The organism is Thiomicrorhabdus hydrogeniphila (assembly GCF_054656895.1).
Genome location: NZ_BAAHXL010000001.1, coordinates 440,852 through 463,790 on the forward strand (window position 1 = coordinate 440,852; position 22,939 = coordinate 463,790).

Here is a 22,939-nt window from a genome sequence, read left to right on the forward strand (position 1 = left end):
AATGATGGTTTTAGGCATTTTTACTTTGTTTTAATAGCTTTTGAATGATTTGAAGGGCTTGTTGCTCATAATCACCGCCAAATAAATTAAAGTGGTTAATTACGTGGTATAAATTGTAGAGCGGTTTTCTTTTGGAATAGCCTGAATCTAATGGAAAAACTGAGTGATAGCCGGTATAAAAATCGGGGCTAAAACCGCCAAATAATTCGGTCATGGCAATATCGGTTTCTCGGTCACCATAATAACTTGCAGGGTCATAAATAACGGCTTCGGGTTGTTGGTTATTGTCTAACGCAAAAGCACTATTACCACCCCATAAGTCGCCATGCAATAAAGAGGCTTTTGGTGTGTAGCCGGTAAACCAAAATGGTAGGGCTTCTATAAGTTGGTGGCCTAAATCAAAAAGAGCGTTATCGGCACCTCGCAGTTGCGCCAATTCTAGTTGTGGTTTAAGACGTTGGTTGCCATAGAAATCAATCCAATTAAAGTGCCATTGGTTTTTTTGCAAAGTGTGACCAATGTAATTATCTTCAAACCAGCCAAAAGGTTGGCTGGCTGAGTGAATTTGTTGATGCATAAAGGCAATGTCACGGCCACGTTGGTAGTCATCGCCAGCATGGGTTAATTGCAGGTTTTCCATTAATAACCAGGCCAGGTTATTTTGATAAACATCCACGCCTTTTATTTTTGGACAACGTACGGTATTGGATTGATTTATGGCCTGAAGATTGTGAGATTCGGTTTCAAAAAGAGGAAACAAGCCAGCCTGATTTATTTTTAAAAATAGATTGCCTTGATTGGTGTGTAATTGGTAAGCCTGGTGTATATCACCACCAGTAACAGAATGTGTGGTAATAATTTCAATTGATTCGCTAAGCTGTTCACTCAGGTGTTGTGAAAAGTCATGCCAGTTCATAATGATTCTCTGCTTACGTTTAATGCCAAACCTTGGTGCAAAACATTAATGCTTTGTGCCAAGGTTACCATGTATAAAGGCAAAGTGAGTGGTGTGATTTTAAATCACTCACTTTGCTTTACTCAATTAGTTAAACAGGTCGTCAGTAATGTCTTCAATTTGTTTTTGCGATACTTTTGGTATTTCAGGCGCATTTTCAGTTCTAAAAATTTCCATTAAAGCACCTGGCGTATTTACCGGAACAGCCTGCCCAGTTTCTCTATCGATTGGAATATTTACAATGCCATCAGGTTGAGTAAACGGTACGTTAGGATAGGCTTGTAAAGCCACTTTCATGTAGTCCATCCATATAGGTAATGCGGCGCGACCACCAACTTCACTACGACCTAAGGTTGTTGGGCTATCAAACCCTACCCACACCGTTGTAACCATATTTGAGTTAAAGCCAGAGAACCAAGCATCTTTTTGATCATTGGTTGTACCCGTTTTACCTGCAATATCAACTCGTTTAAGTGCCAGAGCTTTTTTACCCGAACCTATGCGAATAACATCTTGCATGATGGTATCCATAATATAGGCATTACGTGGTTCAATAATACGTGGGGCATTTTGTTCATCACCGGCAACACATTGATTGTCAGTACACGCCAGTTTAGGTACTGTTTTGTAAAGAATATCACCATTAAAGTCGCGAACTTCATCAATAATGTGCGGTTCTATTAAATAACCTGTGTTTGAAAAAGCAGAGTAGGCGCGAACCATTTCCCATGGTGTAAACTGCACGCTCCCTAATGCAAGCGATAAATCACGGTGTTTATCAAGCTCTTCTTTAGGGAAGCCAAATCGCTCTATATAGTCAGACGCGGTACTAATACCAAGCTTACTTAAAAGTCTAATGGACACAAGGTTTCGAGAGAAAGCGAGTGCGTTACGTAAACGAGTTGGCCCGTAAAAACGTCCAGAGTAGTTTTCTGGACGCCATACGTCTTCAAGGTTTTTATCATGAAATACAACGGGTGCATCGTTAATGGTGGATGCCGCTGTTAATCCGCTATCTAATCCCGCTGAATAGAGGAATGGTTTAATGTTTGAACCGACTTGACGACGACCGTGAGTTGCACGGTTAAACTTACTTCTAAAATAGTCGTAACCACCCACTAAAGCGAAAATATGGCCGTCATGAGAGTCAATTGAAACTAAAGAAGATTCTGTTGCCGGGTTTTGCGCCAATTGCCATTGACCATCCAGTAATTCTAAATAAATTACATCACCTTTTTTAAGTACATCTTGTGGTTTTTTAGGTGATTTACCTTTGTAGTTTACTGTTTTAAATTCGGCCGCCCATTCCATTGTTTTAAAAGGAATGGTGATTGAATCCCCATTTTCCATTAAGACTTTTGTATCGGTTTTATTAAAATCAGTAACCACACCAACTTGTAAATCGCCATAGTTGGATGTGTCTTTTAGGTTTTCTAAAATGGCATCTTGATCTTCAAAAGAACTTAAATCTATATTGGTTATAGGCCCTCGGTAACCATGACGACGCTCATAACGTTGTAAACCTTCACGCACAGCTCGGTTTGCTTGATCTTGCAATTTACTGTCAATGGTCGTCACAATGGTTAAGCCATTTTGCAATGCCTCTTCACCAAATTTTTCGAGTGCAAAAGAGCGTGCCATTTCCGCTACATAATCCGCTTCAACATCTACAATGGCAGCATGTTTATCCGCATGTACTTCAACGGCTTGCGCCGCTTTCATTTCATCTTCAGTAATAAAGTTAAGTTCATGCATGCGGCGTAACACATAATCACGGCGTAGTTTTGCACGGCTAGGATTCGCAATAGGGTTGTAGGCCGATGGGGCTTTTGGTAGACCGGCAATCATTGCGTATTCGTCTAGAGTTAATTCAGAAATTGGGCGGCCATAATAAGTTTGGGCAGCCGCAGCAACACCATAAGAACGGTAACCTAAAAAGATTTTATTGAGATAAAGCGCTAATATTTCTTGTTTGCTTAGTTCGTGTTCAATTTTGTAAGACAAAATGATTTCATTCAGTTTACGTAGGTAAGTTTTTTCTTTGGTTAAAAAGAAGTTACGAGCAACCTGCATGGTAATGGTAGAACCACCGGATTGTTTTTTACCTGTGGTTACTAACTGATAAACCGCACGTCCTAAACCACGAAAATCGACTCCGCCATGTTCAAAAAAGTGTTCATCTTCAGCTGAAATAATGGCTTGAGTCATACGCTCTGGAATTTCTGAATACTCTAATGGCAGGCGTTTTTTTGTACCAATTTCACTGATTAACTTATTGTCTTTAGTAACGATTCTAAGTGGAACTTGATAGCTAACATCTTTAAGATCCGATGCATCTGGCAGCGTTGGATATATCGTTAAGTAGTAATAGGTTGCACTAATAGCCGGGATAATAAGGCCAAAAATAACAAAGCTAATAGCAAAAAACCACAAAAAGAAACGGCGCTTTTTCTTAAAAGGTTTTTTAGGCGGTTGTGTGGGTGGTTCTTGAGAAGTGGAGCTTTCTTGAGTAGGGCGTTGAGCCATATCATTGTTTAGTTCAATAGTTGGATTGTTTTCTTCGCTCATGAATCGACTCTGCTCGTATGCTTTTAACGTTTTGTTATGCTATTTGTAATGGCTTGCTTGCTTATGTAAAAAGGTCTAAATAATTTTGTTTTAAATAGTGATCTATTATAGCTTTTTTGCGTATTAATTAGATAGGCAATTTACGATTGAATTGTTGAAGAAATATGAGGAAGTAAATACAAAGAGGAGGCTTACTAAAAGCACTTAATTAAAAAGGGCTCAGATAAGTGTGTTTTCTATTCGTTTTAAAACGAAAAAACCCAGCAGAAGCTGGGTTTTAAGCGTAATCAATAACAAACTTGATTATTTGCTATAACGACCAGTTTTGATATCGCTATACATCAGATATAGGTTACCAATTACAATATAAGCTGCTGCCAATGCAACACCAGCAAGACCAATTGCAATTTGTACTGATTGCGGAATGATGTCTGCCCAAATACCTAAAAGAACCACTAATGGAATAACCACGGCAATGGTAAGTGTTATTAACATTTGTACTAAAATACTCATGATTTAAAGCCTCAACAAAATTTTATATTTTTTATATCAACCTGAACTATACTGATTTTATGCCTAAATTTCAATAAAATTAGCCTTTTAATATTGATTTATATCAAGTTTACAGAACACATTTGAGCAAGATTATTTTATGGTTTTGGTGACACCGTTTATGACAGATTAGAAATATCGGTTTTATCTATTTACACCTATTAGCAGAACTGTAAGTAAAAGGTATTCCGTTTAAAAAATAAGGTGGCTAAATATGAGACTATTCTATGTTTTGTACTTGTTCACGCATTTGCTCTATTAACACTTTTAGCTCCACACTGATTTGTGAGGTATAGGCACTCACTGATTTAGAACCAAGCGTATTAGCTTCTCGGTTTAATTCTTGCATTAAAAAGTCTAAACGTCGGCCAATAGGGTTAAGTATGCCTGTGTTTTGGGTAGTCTGTTTGATTGGATTGTTGGTTATTATGAGCATAACTTCATCTAAATGTATTTTAATGCGTTCAATTTCTTCATTAATGTCCATTTTTTGGGCTAAAAAGGCCACTTCTTGATAAAAGCGTTGTTGGCTAGATTCGTCTACTAAATTATCTGAAAGTCCCTCGGTTAAATGAATAATGCGAATTTTTAAGTTTTGGGTATGGGTTTCTAAAATGTTAGGCAGCTGTTTTTCTAATTGCGCAATATGTTCGCTAATGGTTTTACAACGTTGGTTAATGATTTGCGCCAGACCTTGTCCCTCTCGCAAACGGTGTTCAGAAAATGATTTAAGCGCATTTTTTAAATCATTCAAAACAATGTTATCCATAGATTCTTGATCTTGAATTTGAGTGTTTTTTTGCAAGATCCCTGGCCATTGCAAAATTTCTAAAGGATTAACGTGTGTGGCTTCAATAAGCGATTGTTGTACTTGGTTAATAGCGATATTTAGTGAATCTAAAAGAGATTGATTAACCTGCATAGCCTGTGAATTTTGTGCAATATCAACCTGTAATGAAATCTCTAATTTGCCTCGTGCAATCTGTTGTTTAATTAGGTTGCGTATATCGGCTTCTAGGTGTCTAAAAGAGTCGGGTAAACGTGGCGTTATTTCTAAATAGCGTTGGTTTACCGAACGAATCTCCCAACTAATTTGGCCAAAATCACTATTCTGTTGAGTACGAGCAAAGGCTGTCATGCTGTTTACGTGGTAATTTAGATTGCTCATTTTTAACGCCTAATTTTTTAGTAGTGGTTGAATTATAATATGGGTAATTTAGCAAGACTAAGCGTAAAAGGAAATAGCATGGCAAAAACGGTTGTATTGGCTACGGGTAATAAAGGTAAGTTACAAGAAATGTCTGATATTTTGCAACCTCATGGTTGGCAAGTAAAAGTGCAGTCTGATTTTTTTGATACTGAAGCAGAAGAAACAGGGTTAACCTTTATAGAAAACGCCATTTTAAAAGCACGATACGCTGCACAAAAAACAGGTTTACCCGCCATTGCGGATGATTCAGGTATTGAGGTTTCTGCCTTACAGGGTAAGCCCGGAATTTATTCAGCACGCTATTCACAAGATATTTATGGCGATAAAACCAGTGATGAAACCAACTTACAAAAATTATTAAATGAACTTGAAGGAATAGATGCCACCCAAAGACAAGCCAGTTATTACTGCGCCATGGTATATGTTGAGCACGCTAATGACCCAACCCCTATTATTGGTTTAGGGCGCTGGTATGGTGAGATTTTGACCGAGAAACGCGGTGACGGTGGTTTTGGCTATGACCCTATTTTTTGGGTAGAAGAGTTTGGAAAAACAGCGGCTGAAATGCCTAAAACACAAAAAAACCAAGTAAGTCATAGAGCCCAAGCCTTAAATGGCTTGGTTATGCAATTAAGACGTGGTGCTTGAGAATATTAAAACAGGTTTTTTGAACCACGAAGTCACGAAGGCACGAAGTTTTTTTAATTTGAGGAGGTGACTTTAAGCCTTAAACAGTTAATTATTTGCAAGCTACATATTTACAATATGAGTAATGATTAAACTTTTTATTTCTTCGTGACTTCGTGTCTTCGTGGTTCAAAAGATTGGACAGACTAAACCCAAATTTCTTCAGCGTATTCCACAATATGTACGGTTTTATGTAATTGGTCTTCTATGGCTTTTTTAAAGATTTCTTGTTTATCTCGTTCACCATGTACCAAAAAGACTTTATCTAGGGTTTCAAATCCACCCATCCATTTAAGCATGTCTTTTTGATCTGCATGGGCAGAGAAACCGTTAATCATTAAGCGATTGGCTCGCACTTTGATTTTTTCACCATATACGCGAATAAATTCTGCACCATCAACAAGATGTCGGCCAAGTGTGCCTTCCACCTGGTAACCTACAAAAATTAGGGTGTTTTTTTCGTTCCATAGGCGGTGTTTAAAGTGATGTAGAATTCGCCCACCATTACACATACCACTACCGGCAATAATAATAGCGCCAGATTCCACCTCATTAATTTGCATAGAATCTGCACCACTTATGGTGTATTCCAAATACGGAAAATCAAATACAGAGCCGTCTTTATTAAATAACTCTTGTGCGGCCTTGTTTAGAATATGATGATTTTGATTGTAAATTGCGGTGGCTTTTATGGCCATAGGTGAATCAACAAAGACCTTACATTCTGGCAATTCTTTGTCGTAATACATTTGTTTTATTAAGATTAAAATTTCTTGAGTACGCTCAATCGCAAATGAAGGAATAAGGACGTTACCACCGTTTTTTAGGGTTTGTAAAATGGCGGATTTAAACTCTTCTACACTGTCATTTAAAGCGCGGTGATTACGGTCACCATAGGTTGATTCTATATATAAGGCATCGGTTTTAGGTACGTTTTCGGGGGCTTGCATAACCGTGTCTATACAGCCACCTAAATCGCCAGAAAACACGACAGTTTTATTTTGGTTATCTTCATTAAAATCAATTTGGATGGTGGATGAACCTAATATATGTCCAGCATTTCTAAAGGTTGCAGAAACACCGTGCGCTAATTGAATAGGGCTGTCATATTCAGCATATTGAATATTCATATCAAAAACGGCATGGGCATCATCAATGGCGTAGATTGGTTCTGGCACTTCTCTTTCATCACCACGGCGTTTGGCTTTTCTTAGCGATGTTTTATAGTCTTCTTGCGCAATCTTTGCACTGTCTAACAACACCACTTCAGCTAAATCCATTGTGGCTCTAGTCGCAATAATACGACCGCTAAAACCTTCTTTTACCAGTTTTGGAATACGACCAACATGGTCTAAATGCGCATGAGTGATGAGTAAAATATCAACATCTTGAGGATTAAAGCCAAAAGGGTCAGTAGAATCGTGATCGGTATGACCTTGAAACATACCACAATCAATGAGCATTTTTGGCCCAGATTTAAGTTGTAAAAAGTGACATGAGCCTGTTACGGTTTCTGCCGCACCAAACGATTGAATAGCAACCATGATAAATTCCTCTTCTTTGATGGAGTAGTTTTTCAGATTATCATAGTCATTAAAAGAAACACATACTTTAAATCAATATCAATAACGTTATTTACGGTTTACTATAAAAACGGGCTGTAAACATGTGCTATTCGTAAGTAAGTGTGACCGTTACCCCTTTATTGGTGATTAAATAATCTCGGCCCATACCACTATTTGCCATTGTTCCTTTTATATTATGTTGGCCGCGTACAACCGTGCCAACTGGGATAACCTGGCCTTGTTTAATACAGTTAAGGGGTTGCAATTTATATTCATAACGTAAACGCTGATTATTAAGATGTGCTGTACCCTGCGCTTTACAGCCTTTAGCTTGGCCGTTAACAATCATGAGATTTACTGGGGAAGGGTTGGCTTGAGTTGGTTGGCCTTGAATGGGGGTTAATAAAATGGCTCGGGTTTGTTCTGCTGCGGAACTATGAGTGCTTAAAAATGCCAAGCTAAGGCAAGAGATGGCTAAGGTTATCGTGCGTTTATAAAGCATATGTATTCCCTCTAGTTTAGATATTAGTATCTCTTAATACTTGCTCAATATTCAATACAAATCGTTATTGATAATAGTTAGGCAAGGTCTAGTTAAAGTAATAAAGAAATTTTCTCCTTACTCTATTCATAATCTGTTTTTACACTAATAAAATACGATAAAACGGTAGAATATGGGGCTGGTAACATCAGGCAGGTTTTTACCAGGCCTGGTAATTTCATTAAAAGACCCTTAAGAGAGATGACTGTGTGAATTTTACTCAACCGCTTCCACTTAGTTTGTACGTGCATTACCCTTGGTGTGTTCAAAAATGCCCATATTGCGATTTTAACTCGCACACCTTAAAAAAAGAGATTGATGAAGCCGGCTATATTGATGCTATGTTGCGACAGCTAGAGCAATTGTTGCCGAAAATTTGGGGGCGACCAATTGTGTCGATTTTTTTTGGTGGCGGTACGCCTAGTTTGATTTCTGAAAAAGGATTAAACCGATTTTTATCTCAAGCACGTGCGTTATTAGGTTTTTCGCCAGAGATAGAAATTACGTTAGAAGCCAATCCAGGCACGGTTGATTTTGAAAAGTTTGCAGGGTTTTATGAGGCAGGAATTAATCGGCTGTCGATGGGGATTCAATCGTTTGATGATGAAAAACTCAACGCGTTAGGACGTATTCATTCGGCCAATGAAGCCGATAAAGCGATTATGGCCGCTAAAGAAGCGGGCTTTAAAAACTTTAACTTAGATTTAATGTTTGCTTTGCCAAATCAAACCTTAGAACAGGCCGTTGCCGATGTTAAACAAGCATTAAGTTATCAGCCACCGCATTTGTCGCATTATCAATTAACGCTAGAGCCTAATACGCCGTTTTATAAAAATCCGCCTGTATTACCTAATGATGACCTGGCCTGGGAATTTCAACAAACGTGCCAACAAATCATTGCAGAAGCGGGTTATGAACATTATGAAGTGTCGGCGTATGCTCAAAAAAATCGCCAGTGTAAACACAATGTAAATTACTGGCAGTTTGGTGATTACATTGGTTTGGGTGCTGGCGCGCACGGCAAAATTACCATGGCGCCAGAGGGCAAAATCTTTAGAACCCAAATGCCCGCATCGCCAGGTGGTTATATTGAAGCAATGAAATCACCCAATGCAGGGCGCACCCATTGGTTAGAAGATGAAGATGCCATTTTTGAATTTATGCTGAATGCCTTACGTTTGCAACAGGGCTTTGATTTAACCTTGTTTGCATTAAGAACGGGCTTAAAACAAAATAAAATTACTCAAACTTTAGAGCAATTACAAACGCAAGGTTTGATTACTATCAATACCTTAAATTGGCTAAAATTAACGGCAAAAGGACAACAATATCTCAATGATGTCGTCAGTGCTTTTTTAAACGAGTAATACGTATAATAAAACTAGTAATTAAACTAGGATTAACTTTTTTGATACCAGTAACTGGTGATAAAAACTAGACTGTATAAGAGTGAATTTGTGAGCAAAACCAAAACTACAACCAAATGGTTTAAAAGAGCCATTTTAATATTAGCAATTATTCCAATACTGTTGTTTTTAGGCTTTGCTGGCGCGGTAAGTTTAATTGACTTTAATCAATATAAACCTCAAATAGAAAAAGAGGTGGCAGACCTGACGCATCGTAATTTTAAAATTGATGGTGAAGTCAAAGTCTCTATCTTGCCGTTTATGTTTCACTTGGGAGACATGAAATTAAAAAATAAAGCCGATTTTGATGGTAAAACCTCTGACGCGAGCAATGAAAATAACCTAATGACCATGAAAGAAGCGCAAATAGAGCTCTCTTTACAAGCGTTATTTTTGCATAAAAAAATTAAAGTCATTAGTTTAGAACTCATTGAACCCAAAATACACTTTGTACAATTGGCTAACAAAAATAACTGGTCCGATATTCAATTTTTAGCGACTATTTTGCCTAAAAATCGGCCACAAACATTAAGCCAATTGAGTTCTCATAGTGGGACTTTTAACGCGCAAAATCTGCGTTATTCATCTGTAAATAGCAATGACAATTTACCAGGCCTGGTAAAAACGGCCAGTGATACGCATGCTAAAAGTGTAAACCTAGGTGTAGTAAATAATGATTGGAGTTTAAAAAGTCTATTAATTAAAAATGGCCAAATCGATTACACCGATAAAGAACAAAATTATTCAGTGAGTTTGAATAAGGTAAATTTACTCTCTTTTGATATTGAGCCTAATAAACCTTTTCAGGTAAATAGCGATTTTGTTTATAAACATAGTCAATCAGATAGGGTGTTTGATTTTGAAATCAACGCAAATATGTTATTAGCCAAACAGTTTAGTCAATTGCATTTATCTAATTGGCAAGGTGTGTTTCGTATGCAATTACCTAAAACACAAAACCGTCCAGATGTTCGCTTAACCACGCACGGTGAAAATTTGATGATTGATTTTTCGCAACAACAAATCTACGTTAAAAATGCCGTTTTAGAAGGTTTAAACTCTCAAGTTCAAACAAGTTTTGATGGAAACTTTGGCGCAACGCCTAAATATAAAGGGGACTTTAAAGCAAATGAATTAGATCTAAAATCTTGGGTAGAGCATTTAGGTTTTCCTTTTCCTAAAATGGAAAATAAAAAAGCCTTGTCTAAGGCAAATGGTACTTTTAATTGGGAATGGGATGGCAAAGAACTTTTACTTGACCAAGTAAAAGCCCAAGTGGATGACGCTAAAATTCAAGGAAAGTTAACTGTGCCATTACACTCTACCAGGCCTGTTAAATTTGATTTGAAGGTTAAGGATTTAAACTTACAGAATTATTTAATTCTTACTGAGCAAATGCCACAAGGTCAAAACAATATAAAAAATTCTCAGGCTCCTGAACCGTTGTCCAGTAGCGATAAGGCTCAAAATACGCAAAAAAAAACTCTACCGACCAGGCCTGCTAATTTAAAACAGACGGTATATCCGATTCCATTAGATTTGTTACAAACTCTTAATGCACAAGGTTTATTAACCTTAACTAACTTTACCGCTTTAAATACTCAAGCTAAAAAAGTCACTATAAACTATGAAAGCCATAACGGTCAGTTACAGCTTGCGCCATTTGATATTCAGGTAGCGAATGGGCTGATTGAGTCAAAATTATTGGCGGATTTGTCGCGTTCTAATGCCGCCTATTTATGGAAAGGTAGAACCAAATCTTTAGCAATTAAACAGTTAGCGAATGTATCGAAACAGCCAGTAGAAAACCCTTCACAATTTATACCCAAGCAATCGGTTAGCGGTTTGTTAGATAGCTACTTTACCTTAAAAACCAATGGGTACACTCCAGAACAGTGGGCAGAGAATTTACAAGGTAGTCTTAATGCAGATTTACTTGAAGCCAAGGTGTATGGCTTAGATTTAAATAAAATACTGCAAGGCGAATTTAATTTAAAAGATACTCAAAATACCTTTACGGCTTTTAATCAAATTACGGTAAAAGGGCAGTTTGTAAACGGTATTTTTACCCCTAAACATTTAGCCGCTGTTGCTGAACGTTTTAAAGGGTCTGGAAACGGCTTGCTTAACTTAGCAACTCAACAAGTACAAGGCACATTGCGATTACTGATTGTAAAACCGTCCGATTCATTGTCAGGGCTAAAAGGCGTTACCGTGCCATTAGTGTTTAAGGGTAATATAAGAGAACCAAGTTGGTCAGTTGACCTTGCCGATTTAAGTACGCAGGCGATAGAAAAATCGCCAACATTAAAAGCTTTACAGTCGCTTTTACAGTAACGGTTATGTATCGCTAGTTTTTAGATTCGTTCAAAAATTAAATCCCAAACACCGTGTCCTAAATTATGCCCACGTACTTCAAACTTAGTGAGCGGACGATAATCTGGGCGTGGGGTGTATTGCCCCTCACCGCTAATATTGCGGTAATTTTCCGCTTGGCTCATGACATCCATCATGTGTATCGCGTAATCTTCCCAGTCAGTCGCCATGTGAAACTGACCACCTGGTTTAAGATGCATTGCCATAGTTTGTGCAAAAGCTGGTTGTACAATACGACGTTTATTGTGACGTTTTTTATGCCAAGGATCAGGAAAAAACAGATAAACACCCGCTAAAGAATCTTTGGGAATGCATTTTTCTAATACTTCAATCGCATCGTGGTTATACACCCGAATATTGGTTAGCCCTTTCTCTTCAACAAGCTTTAATAAAGCACCAACACCAGGGCGGTGAACTTCAATACCAATATAGTTTTGTTGCGGGTTAGCTTCAGCCATTTCAGCCAAACTTTTACCCATACCAAAACCAATTTCTACAATAGTAGGGGCATCTCGTCCAAATAGTTCAGTAAAATCTAAAAGTTGATCGCTGACCGTTAAACCAAATTTTGGCCACTGTGTATCTATGGCTTTTTGTTGTGCGGCAGACAAGCGTCCTTGGCGTAAAACAAAGCTTTTAATACGATGTGTCATAGTCGGTTGGCTATTGTCTTGAGCGGCTTCTGGTTTGGTATTTTCAGTCATAATTTTTCTAGAGTATTTAGTGAACCTTTTGAGATGATGCGGTTCATGATTAAAGTTATTGGCTTGAGTTAATTTTGAATGCGTATAGTATAACGTAAATCAAAAAATACAATTCTATAAGCGTGATTTAACACGTTTATCTTAGGTTAAAAATATTCATGTCAAAACAAAAGACTCCCTCATTTTCAACTCGACTGCTCGATTGGTTTGACCAATACGGTCGCCATGAACTACCTTGGCAACAAAATGTAACCCCTTATCGAGTTTGGGTATCAGAAATTATGTTGCAACAAACTCAGGTTAAAACGGTGATTCCTTATTACCTTAAATTTATGCAGAGTTTTCCGACTGTTCAAGATTTAGCTAATGCTAGCCAAGAGCATGTGCTATCACACTGGGCTGGCTTGGGTTACTACGCTAGAGGCCGAAACTTACATAAAGCCGCACAGCAAATTGTGAATGAATATGGGGGCGTTTTTCCGGCAAAATTTGATGATATTGTGTCTTTGCCAGGTATTGGACGTTCAACCGCAGGGGCTATTTTAGCCATTGCTTTGCAACAAAAACAGGCCATATTAGATGGCAATGTTAAACGAGTGTTAAGTCGCTATTACGCGGTTGAAGGTTGGCCTGGTGAAAAAGCCATAGAAAATAAATTATGGTTATTAGCAGAGGATTTAACCCCAGAAATACGTTTTGCCGATTACACGCAAGCGATTATGGATTTGGGGGCAACACTGTGTACACGCAGTAAACCAAATTGCCAGGCCTGTCCTCAGCAAGAAAATTGCCAAGCTTTTAAACAAAATAGAGTGGCCGATTTTCCGTATAAAAAACCTAAAAAAGATAAGCCAATTAAGCAGGCCTGGTTACTTATTTATACAAATCAACGTGATGAAGTTTTGCTGGAACAACGCCCTCAAAAAGGTATTTGGGGAGGTTTATGGAGTTTGCCAGAGTTTACAAGTATGAGCTTGTGTGAGCAATTTGCACAAAGCCAAACCATAAGCCAGCATACTTTGATAGAATGGGATGTATTCAGGCATACATTTTCGCATTATCATTTAGATATTCATCCAATGTATCTAAAGGTAGAAAATGACGAGAATCTGGCCGTTAAAGTTGCCGAAAATAGTGTGTTGTATGGCACTGACTTACCCTTGGATTTAGTCGATAATTTAGATAATCAAGCTAATAAAAATGGTAGTAAATCCATAAAAACTTGGTATACGTTAGAGGCACTAAAAAATAAAGAAGTGGGCTTGCCAGCCCCAGTTAGTAAATTGATTACACTGTTAGATATGCGTTTATGTGATGGTTCAATTTAGCTAAAAATATAAAATAAATTGTTATGGGTTACGGAGTAAATTATGAGTAGAAAAGTAAATTGTGTAAAAATGGGTGAAGAGCTGGACGGTTTAGATTTTATGCCTTTCCCTGGTGAATTAGGTCAAAAAGTGTATGACAATGTGTCTAAAGAAGCTTGGAAACAATGGCTTGGTCAGCAAACGATTTTAATTAACGAATACCGTTTGTCGAGCTTAGACCCAAAAGCGCGTACTTTTTTATTAGAAGAGATGCAAAAGTTTTTATTTGATGATCAGGATATTGAAATGCCTGAAGAATTTAAGTCTGTTTAATCGGGTTTTTGGGTTAAGTTATTTTAAATAAGTTAATAATGATTTTTATTTAAAGATAAGCCTTAAGGAAAAGTTAGTGACTCACTTTGTAGATATCTATGTTGGTCGTCAACCTATTTTTAATAGGGATTTAGAAGTCATTGCTTATGAACTTCTATTTCGCACAGGTTCACAAAATAATCATGCTGTTATTTTAGGGGGTGATGCCGCCTCTGCTCAAGTGATGATGAATGTCTTTGGTGAAATGGGCTTGGATGAAGTTCTAGGGAGTCATAAAGGGTTTATTAACTTTACGGAAGGCTTATTGCTTAGAGAATATCATCCGTTTTTTCCGAAAAGAAAAATTGTGATTGAAGTGTTAGAAGACATTAAAGTGACCCCAGAGCTTATGGATTCTTTAGGTAAACTCAAAGATATGGGGTTTACCATTGCTTTAGATGACTACATCTTTAATCCCGAGCTTGAACCTCTTGAGGTATTTGCGGATATTATCAAAGTTGAAATTACTCAAGTAGGCCCTAAAAAACTAGCAGAACATGCAGCAAGATTAAAGGCTCAAGGTATTTTATTATTAGCTGAAAAAGTAGAAACTCGTGAACAATTTGAGTTTTGTTCAAAGCTTGGGTTTGATTATTTTCAGGGTTACTTTTTTGCGAGACCTAAAATTATTGAAGGCAAAAGATTAGCAAACAATAAGCTTACGATTCTTGAATTATTATCTAATGTATACAACCCAGATGTTGATATGCACAGCTTAACGGATATTATTAAACAAGATGTATCACTTAGCCAAAAACTGCTTAAATTTGTAGCGGAAACAAATCATACAGGTGTGCAAATAGCCTCAATACATGATGCCGTTTTGCGTTTTGGTTTAAATCGCCTAAAGAGCTGGGCCAGTATGTTGGTATTGTCTGGTGTAGATGATAAACCTTTTGAATTGTTTACTACGGCATTAACGAGAGCTAAATTTTGTGAATTTGTAGGGGCTAAAATTGGTAGCTCCTCAATTGATAGTTATTTTACGGTTGGTTTGTTTTCATGTTTAGATGCGGTTATGGATACTGATCTTGCCGTGTTAATTAAAAAACTGGGCTTAGAAACGCGTATTGAAGCCGCCTTATTGCAAGAGCAAGGTGATTTAGGTCAAGTGTTGACTATGGTGAAAGGTTTAGAGCGAGGTAGAACGGATTTTCTAGTACCAAAAGGGCTTACACCAACCGAAGCTTCTAAGATGTATTTACAAGCCATGAAGTTTGCTGAAACCGTTGATGTGGGGAAAAAGAAGTAACTAAAAAGTGAGCTGGTAAACGACGTTAAGCAGTCATTATTGAAATTATAGGTCACAAAGCAAAACGCCCTCAATTGAGGGCGTTTTTATTGGTAAATTGCAGGCTGACTATTTGTGGTATTCAGGGCTGTAATCTACAACGGCATTGATAAAGGCATCTACCGTTTCAGGATCAATTCCAGGGTGAATACCGTGGCCTAAGTTAAAGATATGACCTTCACCTTTACCGTAGCTATCTAATACACTTTTCACTTCTTGACGAACACGCTCAGGAGAAGCATAAAGAACGGTTGGATCCATATTTCCTTGTAAAGAAACGCGGTCACCTACTTGAGCTCGTGCATCAGACATGTCCATTGTCCAGTCAATACCTAAACAATCTGCACCGGCATCCGCCATAGCCTGTAACCACTGGCCTCCGCCTTTGGTATAAAGAATACAAGGCACTTTTCTACCATCTTTTTCTTTAATTAAACCATCTACAATTTTAGCCATATAGTCTAAAGAGAAAGCTTTATAGTCACGAGGTGTTAATAGACCACCCCAAGTATCAAAAATTTGAACCGCTTGTGCGCCTGCTTCAATTTGAGCGTTTAAGTAAGCCGTTACTGAGTCTGCTAATACGTCTAAAATTTGGTGCATCATTTTAGGCTGTTCAAACATCATGCCCTTAACTTTACCAAACTGCTTACTTGAGCCACCTTCAACCATATAAGTGGCTAAAGTCCACGGGCTACCAGAGAAACCAATTAAAGGTACGCGACCGTTTAAATCTTTACGAATGGTGCTAACCGCATCCATAACATAACTAAGGTCAGAACCCATGTCTGGTACAAACAGTTTATCTACGTCAGCTTGAGTTTTGATTGGTTTATCAAACACTGGGCCTTCGCCTGTTTCAAAACGTAAACCTAAGCCCATAGCATCTGGAATGGTTAAAATATCAGAAAACAGTATGGCTGCATCTAAAGGGTAGCGTTCAAGCGGCTGTAAAGTAACCTCAGAAGCGAGTTCTTTGTTTTTGCATAAGTCCATAAAAGACCCAGCTTTGGTACGAGTGGCACGATACTCAGGTAAGTAACGACCTGCTTGACGCATCATCCAAACGGGCGTGCGGTCAACAGGTTGTTTAAGAAGTGCACGTAAAAAACGATCGTTTTGTAACTCTGCCATAGCTAGGCCCTTTCTATTAACACGTTAAAAATAAGGATGTTATTTTAGCGGAAAGTAGCCTTAAAGCAAGGGATTAGGTGAATAGGAGTGGTTAGAAAGTGTTGAAATAAGGGATAAAGTCTCGTAATACAGCACTATTTTCCCAGAGGGTTAAAGTTAGAGAATGCATAGGGCTCTTTAATAATCATGTACATGACTCTTTTATAGAGATAGGCGTAGCCTCGGACTTCAATCGTTTGTCCTTCAAGAGCTTTGAGTTTTTGATAGTCAAAACGATCCCAATATTCTTTGGGAATACGAATACCCGTAGTATCCATATTAAGAATATAGTTGCTTGATGATTTATCAACTTTAAGTATTTTGCCTTTAATAATTCTAAACCCAGTATCTAGCGTATTGAGTTTTGAACTGTCTACCAATGGAAAATGACTTTCTGGGTGTTTGGCTAAATAATCCCAGATTTGGTAACCGTTTTTGCGAGCTTTTTGTTCAGCTTGATAATAGCATTTTGCATGTTTTAGGTTGTTATACATAGTGCGGTTAACTGCAAAACCGCTTGCTAAAATCTTTTGCTGAACACTGGTGCCGTCTTTTAAAAATAGATGAACCAGTTGCCTATTACGATTGTCTAAACGCGTAGTGTCAAACTCAACACCAATTTCTAAGTCATTATTGGCCAATAACTTGTTTAAAAAAGTTTTGGCTTCTTTAGCCAAAGGCTCGCCAGAGCTATTAAACTTTTGTTCTTTGGCTATTTTAGGTGCATGAATACCAATAAGCCTAACCACTTGTTTGTTAATAACCAAGGTATCCCCAGACAGAGCATATTCGGCTTTAGTCCATACTAATTTGTTGGTATCAACTTTACAGCTTTGTTCGTCTGCAGCAAAGGCAGAAAATGAATACGTAGAGCTGGCTAAAATAAGCGAAAAGAGTAGGCGTAATATATTTAGTTTCATGGCATTGATTGTAATGAGTTTAAGAATAAATACCAAGCAATTGATGCGCCAAATAGGAAAGAAACGATTAAAGTGTTTAGAGGTAAAATTTAGATATAAAAAAAGCACTAGAGGATAAACCTGTAGTGCTTTTACGTGTAACCAAAAAGATTTGATTAACGACGAGCGTATTTCTGCTTGAATTTCTCAACACGACCTTCAGTATCTACAAGAGTTTGTTTACCAGTGTAGAAAGGGTGAGATGCGCTAGAAACTTCAACACGAACTAGCGGGTAGTCTTTACCGTCTAGAGTAATTGTGTCGCCAGAAGTCTTTTCAATTGTTGAGCGAGTAATGAATGTTTCGCCAGTTGAGATATCCTGGAAAACTACTTCTTTGTACTCTGGATGAATGCCTGCTTTCATGATGACGGTCCAATAATAAGTTAATTCTATAAAAAAAGAGCATTATATTGATAAAAATAAGAATTGCAAGCTTAATTATATAAACTTGCTTTTAACTTTTATCAAGGTTTAATGCATTGATTTGCATGTTGAGAGCTTTGCACGAGTCATGGACGAATGAAAAATGTGAAAAAATTTTACTGATTGAGGCCTGAAACGCAGTTAATAGCTAGCTATTGACAAGTTTTAGAACGAAAAGCAGTGAGGTTTTAGCCATTTTTACTCGTTTATGATCTTGTGCAAAGCTCTCATATTGATTTTTAAATCAAATTAGCCTTTCATTGCATCAAATAATGCTTCGTTTGTTTTGGATACTTTCATTTGTCCAATCAATGTTTCAATGGCTTCAACCTCATTCACTGATTGTAGGAAACGACGAAGAATCCAAATGTTTTGTAGTTCTTCTGGTGTTGTAAGAAGTTCTTCTTTACGCGTACCAGATTTAGTTAGGTTAATAGCAGGGAAGATGCGTTTTTCTGCAATATTGCGAGATAAATGCAGTTCCATGTTACCCGTACCTTTAAACTCTTCAAAGATAACTTCATCCATCTTAGAACCGGTATCAACTAATGCGGTTGCTATGATGGTTAAAGAACCACCTTCTTCGATGTTACGTGCCGCACCAAAGAAACGTTTTGGACGGTGTAAAGCATTGGCGTCTACACCACCTGTTAGAATCTTACCTGAAGCAGGTACAACCGTATTATAAGCACGCGCTAAACGGGTAATAGAATCTAATAAGATAATTACATCAGTCTTATGTTCTGTTAAACGTTTGGCTTTTTCAATCACCATTTCGGCAACTTGAACGTGACGAGTAGCAGGTTCATCAAAGGTAGAAGAAATGACTTCACCCTTAACGGTACGCTCCATCTCGGTGACTTCTTCTGGACGTTCATCAATCAATAATACAATTAAATAAGCGTCGGGATGATTTTCAGCAATAGATTGTGCAATTTGCTGAAGAATAACCGTTTTACCCGATTTAGGCGGTGCGACGATTAGACCACGTTGACCTTTACCAAATGGTGCCGCAATATCGATAATACGAGGTGTAATATCCTCCGTACTGCCGTTACCAATTTCCATTTTTAAACGCTCTTGAGCGTGTAAAGGGGTTAAGTTTTCAAAGGCAATTTTTTTGCGAGCGACTTCTGGATCTTCAAAGTTAATTTTTTCAACTTTTAACAATGCAAAATAACGTTCACCTTCTTTGGGAGGACGAATTTTACCTTGAATGGTATCCCCTTTGCGTAATCCAAAACGTCGGATTTGACTAGGAGAAACATAAAGATCATCAGGGCCAGCTAAGTAAGAGCCGTCACCAGAACGTAAGAAACCAAAACCATCAGGCAAGATTTCTAAAACACCTTCGCCAAAAATGTCCTCACCCTTTTTAGAGTGTGCTTTTAAGATGGCAAAGATAATGTCTTGTTTACGTAAACGAGCTAAATTGTCTAACCCCATCGTGGCTGCAAGGTCGAGAAGTTTAGCGGCAGATTGTTTTTTTAAATCGAGTAAATTCATAATTTATATTTTTTGGTGGTTTCTTGATGTGATGAATGAATCTAAGTTCGTTCAATTATTGAGTTTTTGAGTTTCTTATTGAAGTTCTAGTGACTAAAACGATGGGGGGAGTGTTTCTCCTAAATAGACTCGCTATTTAGGAGTTAAATATTACAGGTTACCGTCTAAGAAAGCCGTTAGCTGAGATTTAGATAGAGCACCAACTTGGGTTGCATCTACTTCACCGTTTTTAAATAGCATCAAAGTTGGAATACCACGTACACCATATTTAGGTGGTGTTGCTGGGTTTTCATCAATATTTAACTTGGCAATTTTTAATTTGCCTTCATATTCAGTAAGAATGTCATCTAAGATTGGAGCAATCATTTTACAAGGGCCACACCATTCTGCCCAAAAATCGACTAATACTGGAAGGTCTGATTGTAATACTTCTGCTTCAAAGTTTGAATCGCTTGTTGAGATCATGTTTTCTCCTAACTCTAATTATCATACAGATACACTTAATTACGAACACTCTTTTGGGAGTAGATTGCGTCAGATTGAAAGTGTAGGAGCTGTACGGATTTTTTTGATGTGATATCGAACTTGTTGGTACCAACTAAAATTCGCTTTGACAAAAATTATATTGTTTTTTGATATTGAACAAACATTACAGCAAGAAATTTTAAATATCAAGCATTAATGCTAAAAAGATTAGAAAAAGGTGATGTTTTTTATCAATATAAATATTTTTTTAAAAAATACTAGGCTTTGAGTGTCTTGTGGGCGTATATCTTTTGAATACCTAAAAAAGAACTTTGTGTGATTTAAGGTGGTTTTAGGCTGCTTTAAAGTGCGAAAACTGCCAAATGAAAGAAGAATTATCGTACGATATGAGCATAATTTTTTTATTGAATAAGCCTGAATTTTTTAACCGTTTATTTATGTGTTTACGGTTTTTTTAGGCTATATTTTGCATTTAAAGTTTTGAGCCAGTGGTCGTTAATGCCATGTTAGTTGATAGATAGAATTCTAATCAAAATGGCTAAAATACTTTAAATGATGAACTCGGACTTTTTGATGGATATCTCTTTTATATTAAATGACTTAAATGATGCACAGCGTGAAGCGGTAACGGCTGATGAAACTCATGCCTTAATTTTAGCGGGTGCAGGCAGTGGTAAAACGCGTGTTTTGGTACACCGTATTGCCTGGTTAACTCAAGTTATGGGGCATTCTCCTTATAATGTGTTGGCGGTAACCTTTACCAATAAAGCCTCTAATGAGATGCGCGGCCGTATAGAAAAGCTTATTGGTCAACAAGCCAGTGGACTGACTATGGGAACTTTTCACGGAATTGCTTACCGTATTTTGCGTCAGCATCATCAAGAGGCAGGCTTGCCAAGAGATTTTCAAATTTTAGATTCTGATGACCAAAAACGGGTGATTAAACGTTTACTAAAAGCAATGGAATTAGATGAGGCTCAGTGGCCGCATAAGCAAATTCAAGCCTTTATAAATGGTGAAAAAGAGGAAGGCAGACGTCCGCATCACATTGATATTGGGCATAACCCGTTTGTGGGTAAAATGGTACAAGTCTATAAAGCCTATGAAGAGCAATGCCAACGATCAGGCCTGGTAGATTTTGCCGAACTGTTATTAAGAGCGCATGAACTGTGGTTAAAACAACCATTGGTTTTAGCGCATTATCAAGCACGTTTTAAGCACATTTTGGTGGATGAGTTTCAAGATACCAATAGCTTGCAATACGCTTGGTTACGCGTGTTAGCAGGTGGTGCTGGTAAGTTGTTTGTGGTAGGTGATGATGACCAATCAATTTACGGTTGGCGTGGGGCTAAGGTCGAAAATATTCGTCAGTTTGATGAAGACTTTGCCAATGTAAAAATGGTGCGTTTAGAACAGAATTATCGTTCAACCGAAACAATTTTGACCGCCGCCAATGGCTTAATTGCCAATAATACCTCGCGCATGGGTAAAGAACTTTGGTCCGCAGGAGAAAAGGGCGAACCTATTAAGGTGTATGAAGCCTTTAATGAAATGGACGAAGCCCGTTATGTCTGTAACCAAATAGAGCAATGGTGTGAAGACGGTGGCGCAAGAAATGAAGCCGCTATTTTATATCGCTCAAACGCCCAATCTCGAATTTTAGAACAAGCCTTAATGCAAGCGCAAATTCCGTATCGTGTTTATGGTGGTTTACGTTTTTATGATCGTGCTGAAATTAAAGATGTTTTAAGTTATTTACGTTTATTGGTTAACCGAGCAGACGATGCCGCCTTTGAGCGAGCTTATAATCATCCACCAAGAGGCATTGGCCAAAAAACCGCAGACAGTATTCGTGAAGTCGCAAAACACAATCAAATATCCCTTTGGGATGCCGCCCAACAATTGGTTGAAAGCGGTTTAACACCTAGAGCCAAGAGTTCAGTGTTGAGTTTTTTAGAGTTAATTACACAATTAGATGACGTGACTAAAACGCTTAATTTAGAAGACCAGATGCTTAAAGTGGTATCACAATCTGGACTGCAAGCGCATTTTGAAAAAGACAGTTCAGAACAAGGTAAAGGGCGTTTAGAAAACATTGACGAACTTATTAATGCCGCCAGCCAATTTAAACAAGCCAATGCACAGCAAAATGCCGAGGGTGTAGAAACTGAACAACAAGCATTTACTCAGCAAAACACGCAAAATACGGTTGAAAGCATAGATGAAGATGGCAATACCATTATGCTTACACCAACTTTTGATAATCCATTGTCCGAATTTTTGGCACAAGCCGCTTTAGAAGCGGGCGAACGTCAGGCTGATGAATGGGAGTCGTCGGTGCAATTAATGACTTTGCATGCCGCTAAAGGGTTAGAGTTTCCGCTGGTGTTTATGATTGGTGTTGAAGAAGGCTTGTTTCCATCACAGCAATCGCACGAGGATGCTAGTCGCTTAGAAGAAGAACGCCGTTTGGCCTATGTAGGCGTAACGCGTGCTGAAAAACAATTAATGATTACCTACGCCACACGCCGTCGATTGCATGGTAAAGAGCTGTTTCCAACGCCATCACGTTTTATTAAAGAAATTCCGCAAGACTGTATAGAAGTGGTACGTATGTCGGGTAGTGTTGCACCATCTTTTGGTGGTTATTCACAACAACCGGCTTTTGGATTAAGTGCCAGCGTGAATGAAACGGGCTTTAATGTGGGTGAAAGCGTGTTTCATCAAAAATTTGGCGATGGCATGGTTGTGGCCACAGAAGGCAGTGGCGATCATGCTCGTATTCAAATCAACTTTACCCACGCCGGTTCAAAATGGTTGGTAACCGCTTATGCCAATTTAGAGAAAAAAGGCTAA

19 protein-coding genes are annotated in these 22,939 nt (G+C 38.0%); 7 read left to right on the plus strand and 12 right to left on the minus strand.

What is annotated here, in order from left to right:
* Positions 1-10: 10 nt before the first annotated feature.
* From ACYQ0E_RS01825 to ACYQ0E_RS01840, 4 genes are all read right to left on the minus strand, one after another.
* A complete protein-coding gene (locus ACYQ0E_RS01825; RefSeq protein ID WP_460186552.1) occupies positions 11-916 on the minus strand; it encodes a fructosamine kinase family protein in 906 nt (301 codons plus the stop codon).
* Positions 917-1,042: 126 nt separating this feature from the next.
* Positions 1,043-3,523 (minus strand): penicillin-binding protein 1A, encoded by a 2,481-nt coding sequence (locus tag ACYQ0E_RS01830; protein WP_460186553.1) that lies wholly within the window; start codon positions 3,521-3,523, stop codon positions 1,043-1,045.
* A gap of 303 nt (positions 3,524-3,826) precedes the next feature.
* Positions 3,827-4,036, minus strand: a complete 210-nt coding sequence (locus tag ACYQ0E_RS01835; protein WP_460186554.1) for a hypothetical protein — start codon at positions 4,034-4,036, stop codon at positions 3,827-3,829.
* Positions 4,037-4,295: 259 nt separating this feature from the next.
* On the minus strand, positions 4,296-5,243 hold the full coding sequence (locus ACYQ0E_RS01840; protein WP_460186555.1) for a YicC/YloC family endoribonuclease: 948 nt from the start codon (positions 5,241-5,243) through the stop codon (positions 4,296-4,298).
* Between the two features lie 78 nt (positions 5,244-5,321).
* On the opposite strand from ACYQ0E_RS01840, the gene rdgB reads away from it, so the two are divergent.
* Positions 5,322-5,933, plus strand: a complete 612-nt coding sequence (gene rdgB / locus ACYQ0E_RS01845) for an RdgB/HAM1 family non-canonical purine NTP pyrophosphatase (protein WP_460186556.1) — start codon at positions 5,322-5,324, stop codon at positions 5,931-5,933.
* Between the two features lie 185 nt (positions 5,934-6,118).
* On the opposite strand, the gene ACYQ0E_RS01850 is transcribed toward rdgB, so the two are convergent.
* Together ACYQ0E_RS01850 and ACYQ0E_RS01855 are read right to left on the minus strand one after the other, a co-directional pair.
* A complete protein-coding gene (locus ACYQ0E_RS01850; protein WP_460186557.1) occupies positions 6,119-7,516 on the minus strand; it encodes an MBL fold metallo-hydrolase RNA specificity domain-containing protein in 1,398 nt (465 codons plus the stop codon).
* Positions 7,517-7,643: 127 nt separating this feature from the next.
* Positions 7,644-8,039, minus strand: coding sequence for a hypothetical protein (locus ACYQ0E_RS01855; protein WP_460186558.1), 396 nt, complete (start codon positions 8,037-8,039; stop codon positions 7,644-7,646).
* Positions 8,040-8,287: 248 nt separating this feature from the next.
* On the opposite strand from ACYQ0E_RS01855, the gene hemW reads away from it, so the two are divergent.
* Complete coding sequence (gene hemW, locus ACYQ0E_RS01860; protein ID WP_460186559.1) at positions 8,288-9,445, plus strand: radical SAM family heme chaperone HemW; 1,158 nt, start codon at positions 8,288-8,290, stop codon at positions 9,443-9,445.
* Between the two features lie 90 nt (positions 9,446-9,535).
* Positions 9,536-11,821 carry an AsmA family protein gene (locus ACYQ0E_RS01865; RefSeq protein ID WP_460186560.1) on the plus strand — a complete coding sequence of 762 codons (2,286 nt, stop codon included), beginning with the start codon at positions 9,536-9,538 and terminating at the stop codon, positions 11,819-11,821.
* A 20-nt stretch (positions 11,822-11,841) separates the two neighbouring features.
* Here ACYQ0E_RS01865 and trmB read toward each other — a convergent pair whose 3' ends face one another.
* Positions 11,842-12,564, minus strand: coding sequence for a tRNA (guanosine(46)-N7)-methyltransferase TrmB (gene trmB, locus ACYQ0E_RS01870; RefSeq protein WP_460186561.1), 723 nt, complete (start codon positions 12,562-12,564; stop codon positions 11,842-11,844).
* 158 nt (positions 12,565-12,722) lie between these two features.
* Here trmB and mutY point away from each other — a divergent pair, with 158 nt between their 5' ends.
* From mutY to ACYQ0E_RS01885, 3 genes are all read left to right on the plus strand, one after another.
* Positions 12,723-13,892: an A/G-specific adenine glycosylase gene (mutY, locus tag ACYQ0E_RS01875; protein WP_460186562.1), complete on the plus strand. Its 1,170-nt coding sequence runs from the start codon at positions 12,723-12,725 to the stop codon at positions 13,890-13,892.
* Positions 13,893-13,934: 42 nt separating this feature from the next.
* The gene (locus ACYQ0E_RS01880) at positions 13,935-14,204 is read left to right on the plus strand and encodes an oxidative damage protection protein (RefSeq protein WP_460186563.1); all 270 of its coding nucleotides are present in this window, start codon (positions 13,935-13,937) and stop codon (positions 14,202-14,204) included.
* A 76-nt stretch (positions 14,205-14,280) separates the two neighbouring features.
* Positions 14,281-15,495, plus strand: a complete 1,215-nt coding sequence (locus ACYQ0E_RS01885) for an EAL and HDOD domain-containing protein (protein ID WP_460186564.1) — start codon at positions 14,281-14,283, stop codon at positions 15,493-15,495.
* A 108-nt stretch (positions 15,496-15,603) separates the two neighbouring features.
* On the opposite strand, the gene hemE is transcribed toward ACYQ0E_RS01885, so the two are convergent.
* The 5 genes from hemE to trxA form a co-directional block, all read right to left on the minus strand.
* Positions 15,604-16,668 carry a uroporphyrinogen decarboxylase gene (hemE, locus tag ACYQ0E_RS01890; protein WP_460186565.1) on the minus strand — a complete coding sequence of 355 codons (1,065 nt, stop codon included), beginning with the start codon at positions 16,666-16,668 and terminating at the stop codon, positions 15,604-15,606.
* 134 nt (positions 16,669-16,802) lie between these two features.
* Entirely contained in the window at positions 16,803-17,627 is an 825-nt protein-coding gene (locus tag ACYQ0E_RS01895; protein WP_460186566.1) for a thermonuclease family protein, read from the minus strand.
* 155 nt (positions 17,628-17,782) lie between these two features.
* Positions 17,783-18,031, minus strand: coding sequence for a type B 50S ribosomal protein L31 (locus tag ACYQ0E_RS01900; RefSeq protein WP_321325841.1), 249 nt, complete (start codon positions 18,029-18,031; stop codon positions 17,783-17,785).
* A 309-nt stretch (positions 18,032-18,340) separates the two neighbouring features.
* Entirely contained in the window at positions 18,341-19,597 is a 1,257-nt protein-coding gene (gene rho / locus ACYQ0E_RS01905; protein WP_460186567.1) for a transcription termination factor Rho, read from the minus strand.
* Positions 19,598-19,747: 150 nt separating this feature from the next.
* A complete protein-coding gene (gene trxA, locus ACYQ0E_RS01910; RefSeq protein ID WP_460186568.1) occupies positions 19,748-20,062 on the minus strand; it encodes a thioredoxin TrxA in 315 nt (104 codons plus the stop codon).
* A gap of 594 nt (positions 20,063-20,656) precedes the next feature.
* Here trxA and uvrD point away from each other — a divergent pair.
* Positions 20,657-22,939, plus strand: a complete 2,283-nt coding sequence (gene uvrD / locus ACYQ0E_RS01915; protein WP_460186569.1) for a DNA helicase II — start codon at positions 20,657-20,659, stop codon at positions 22,937-22,939.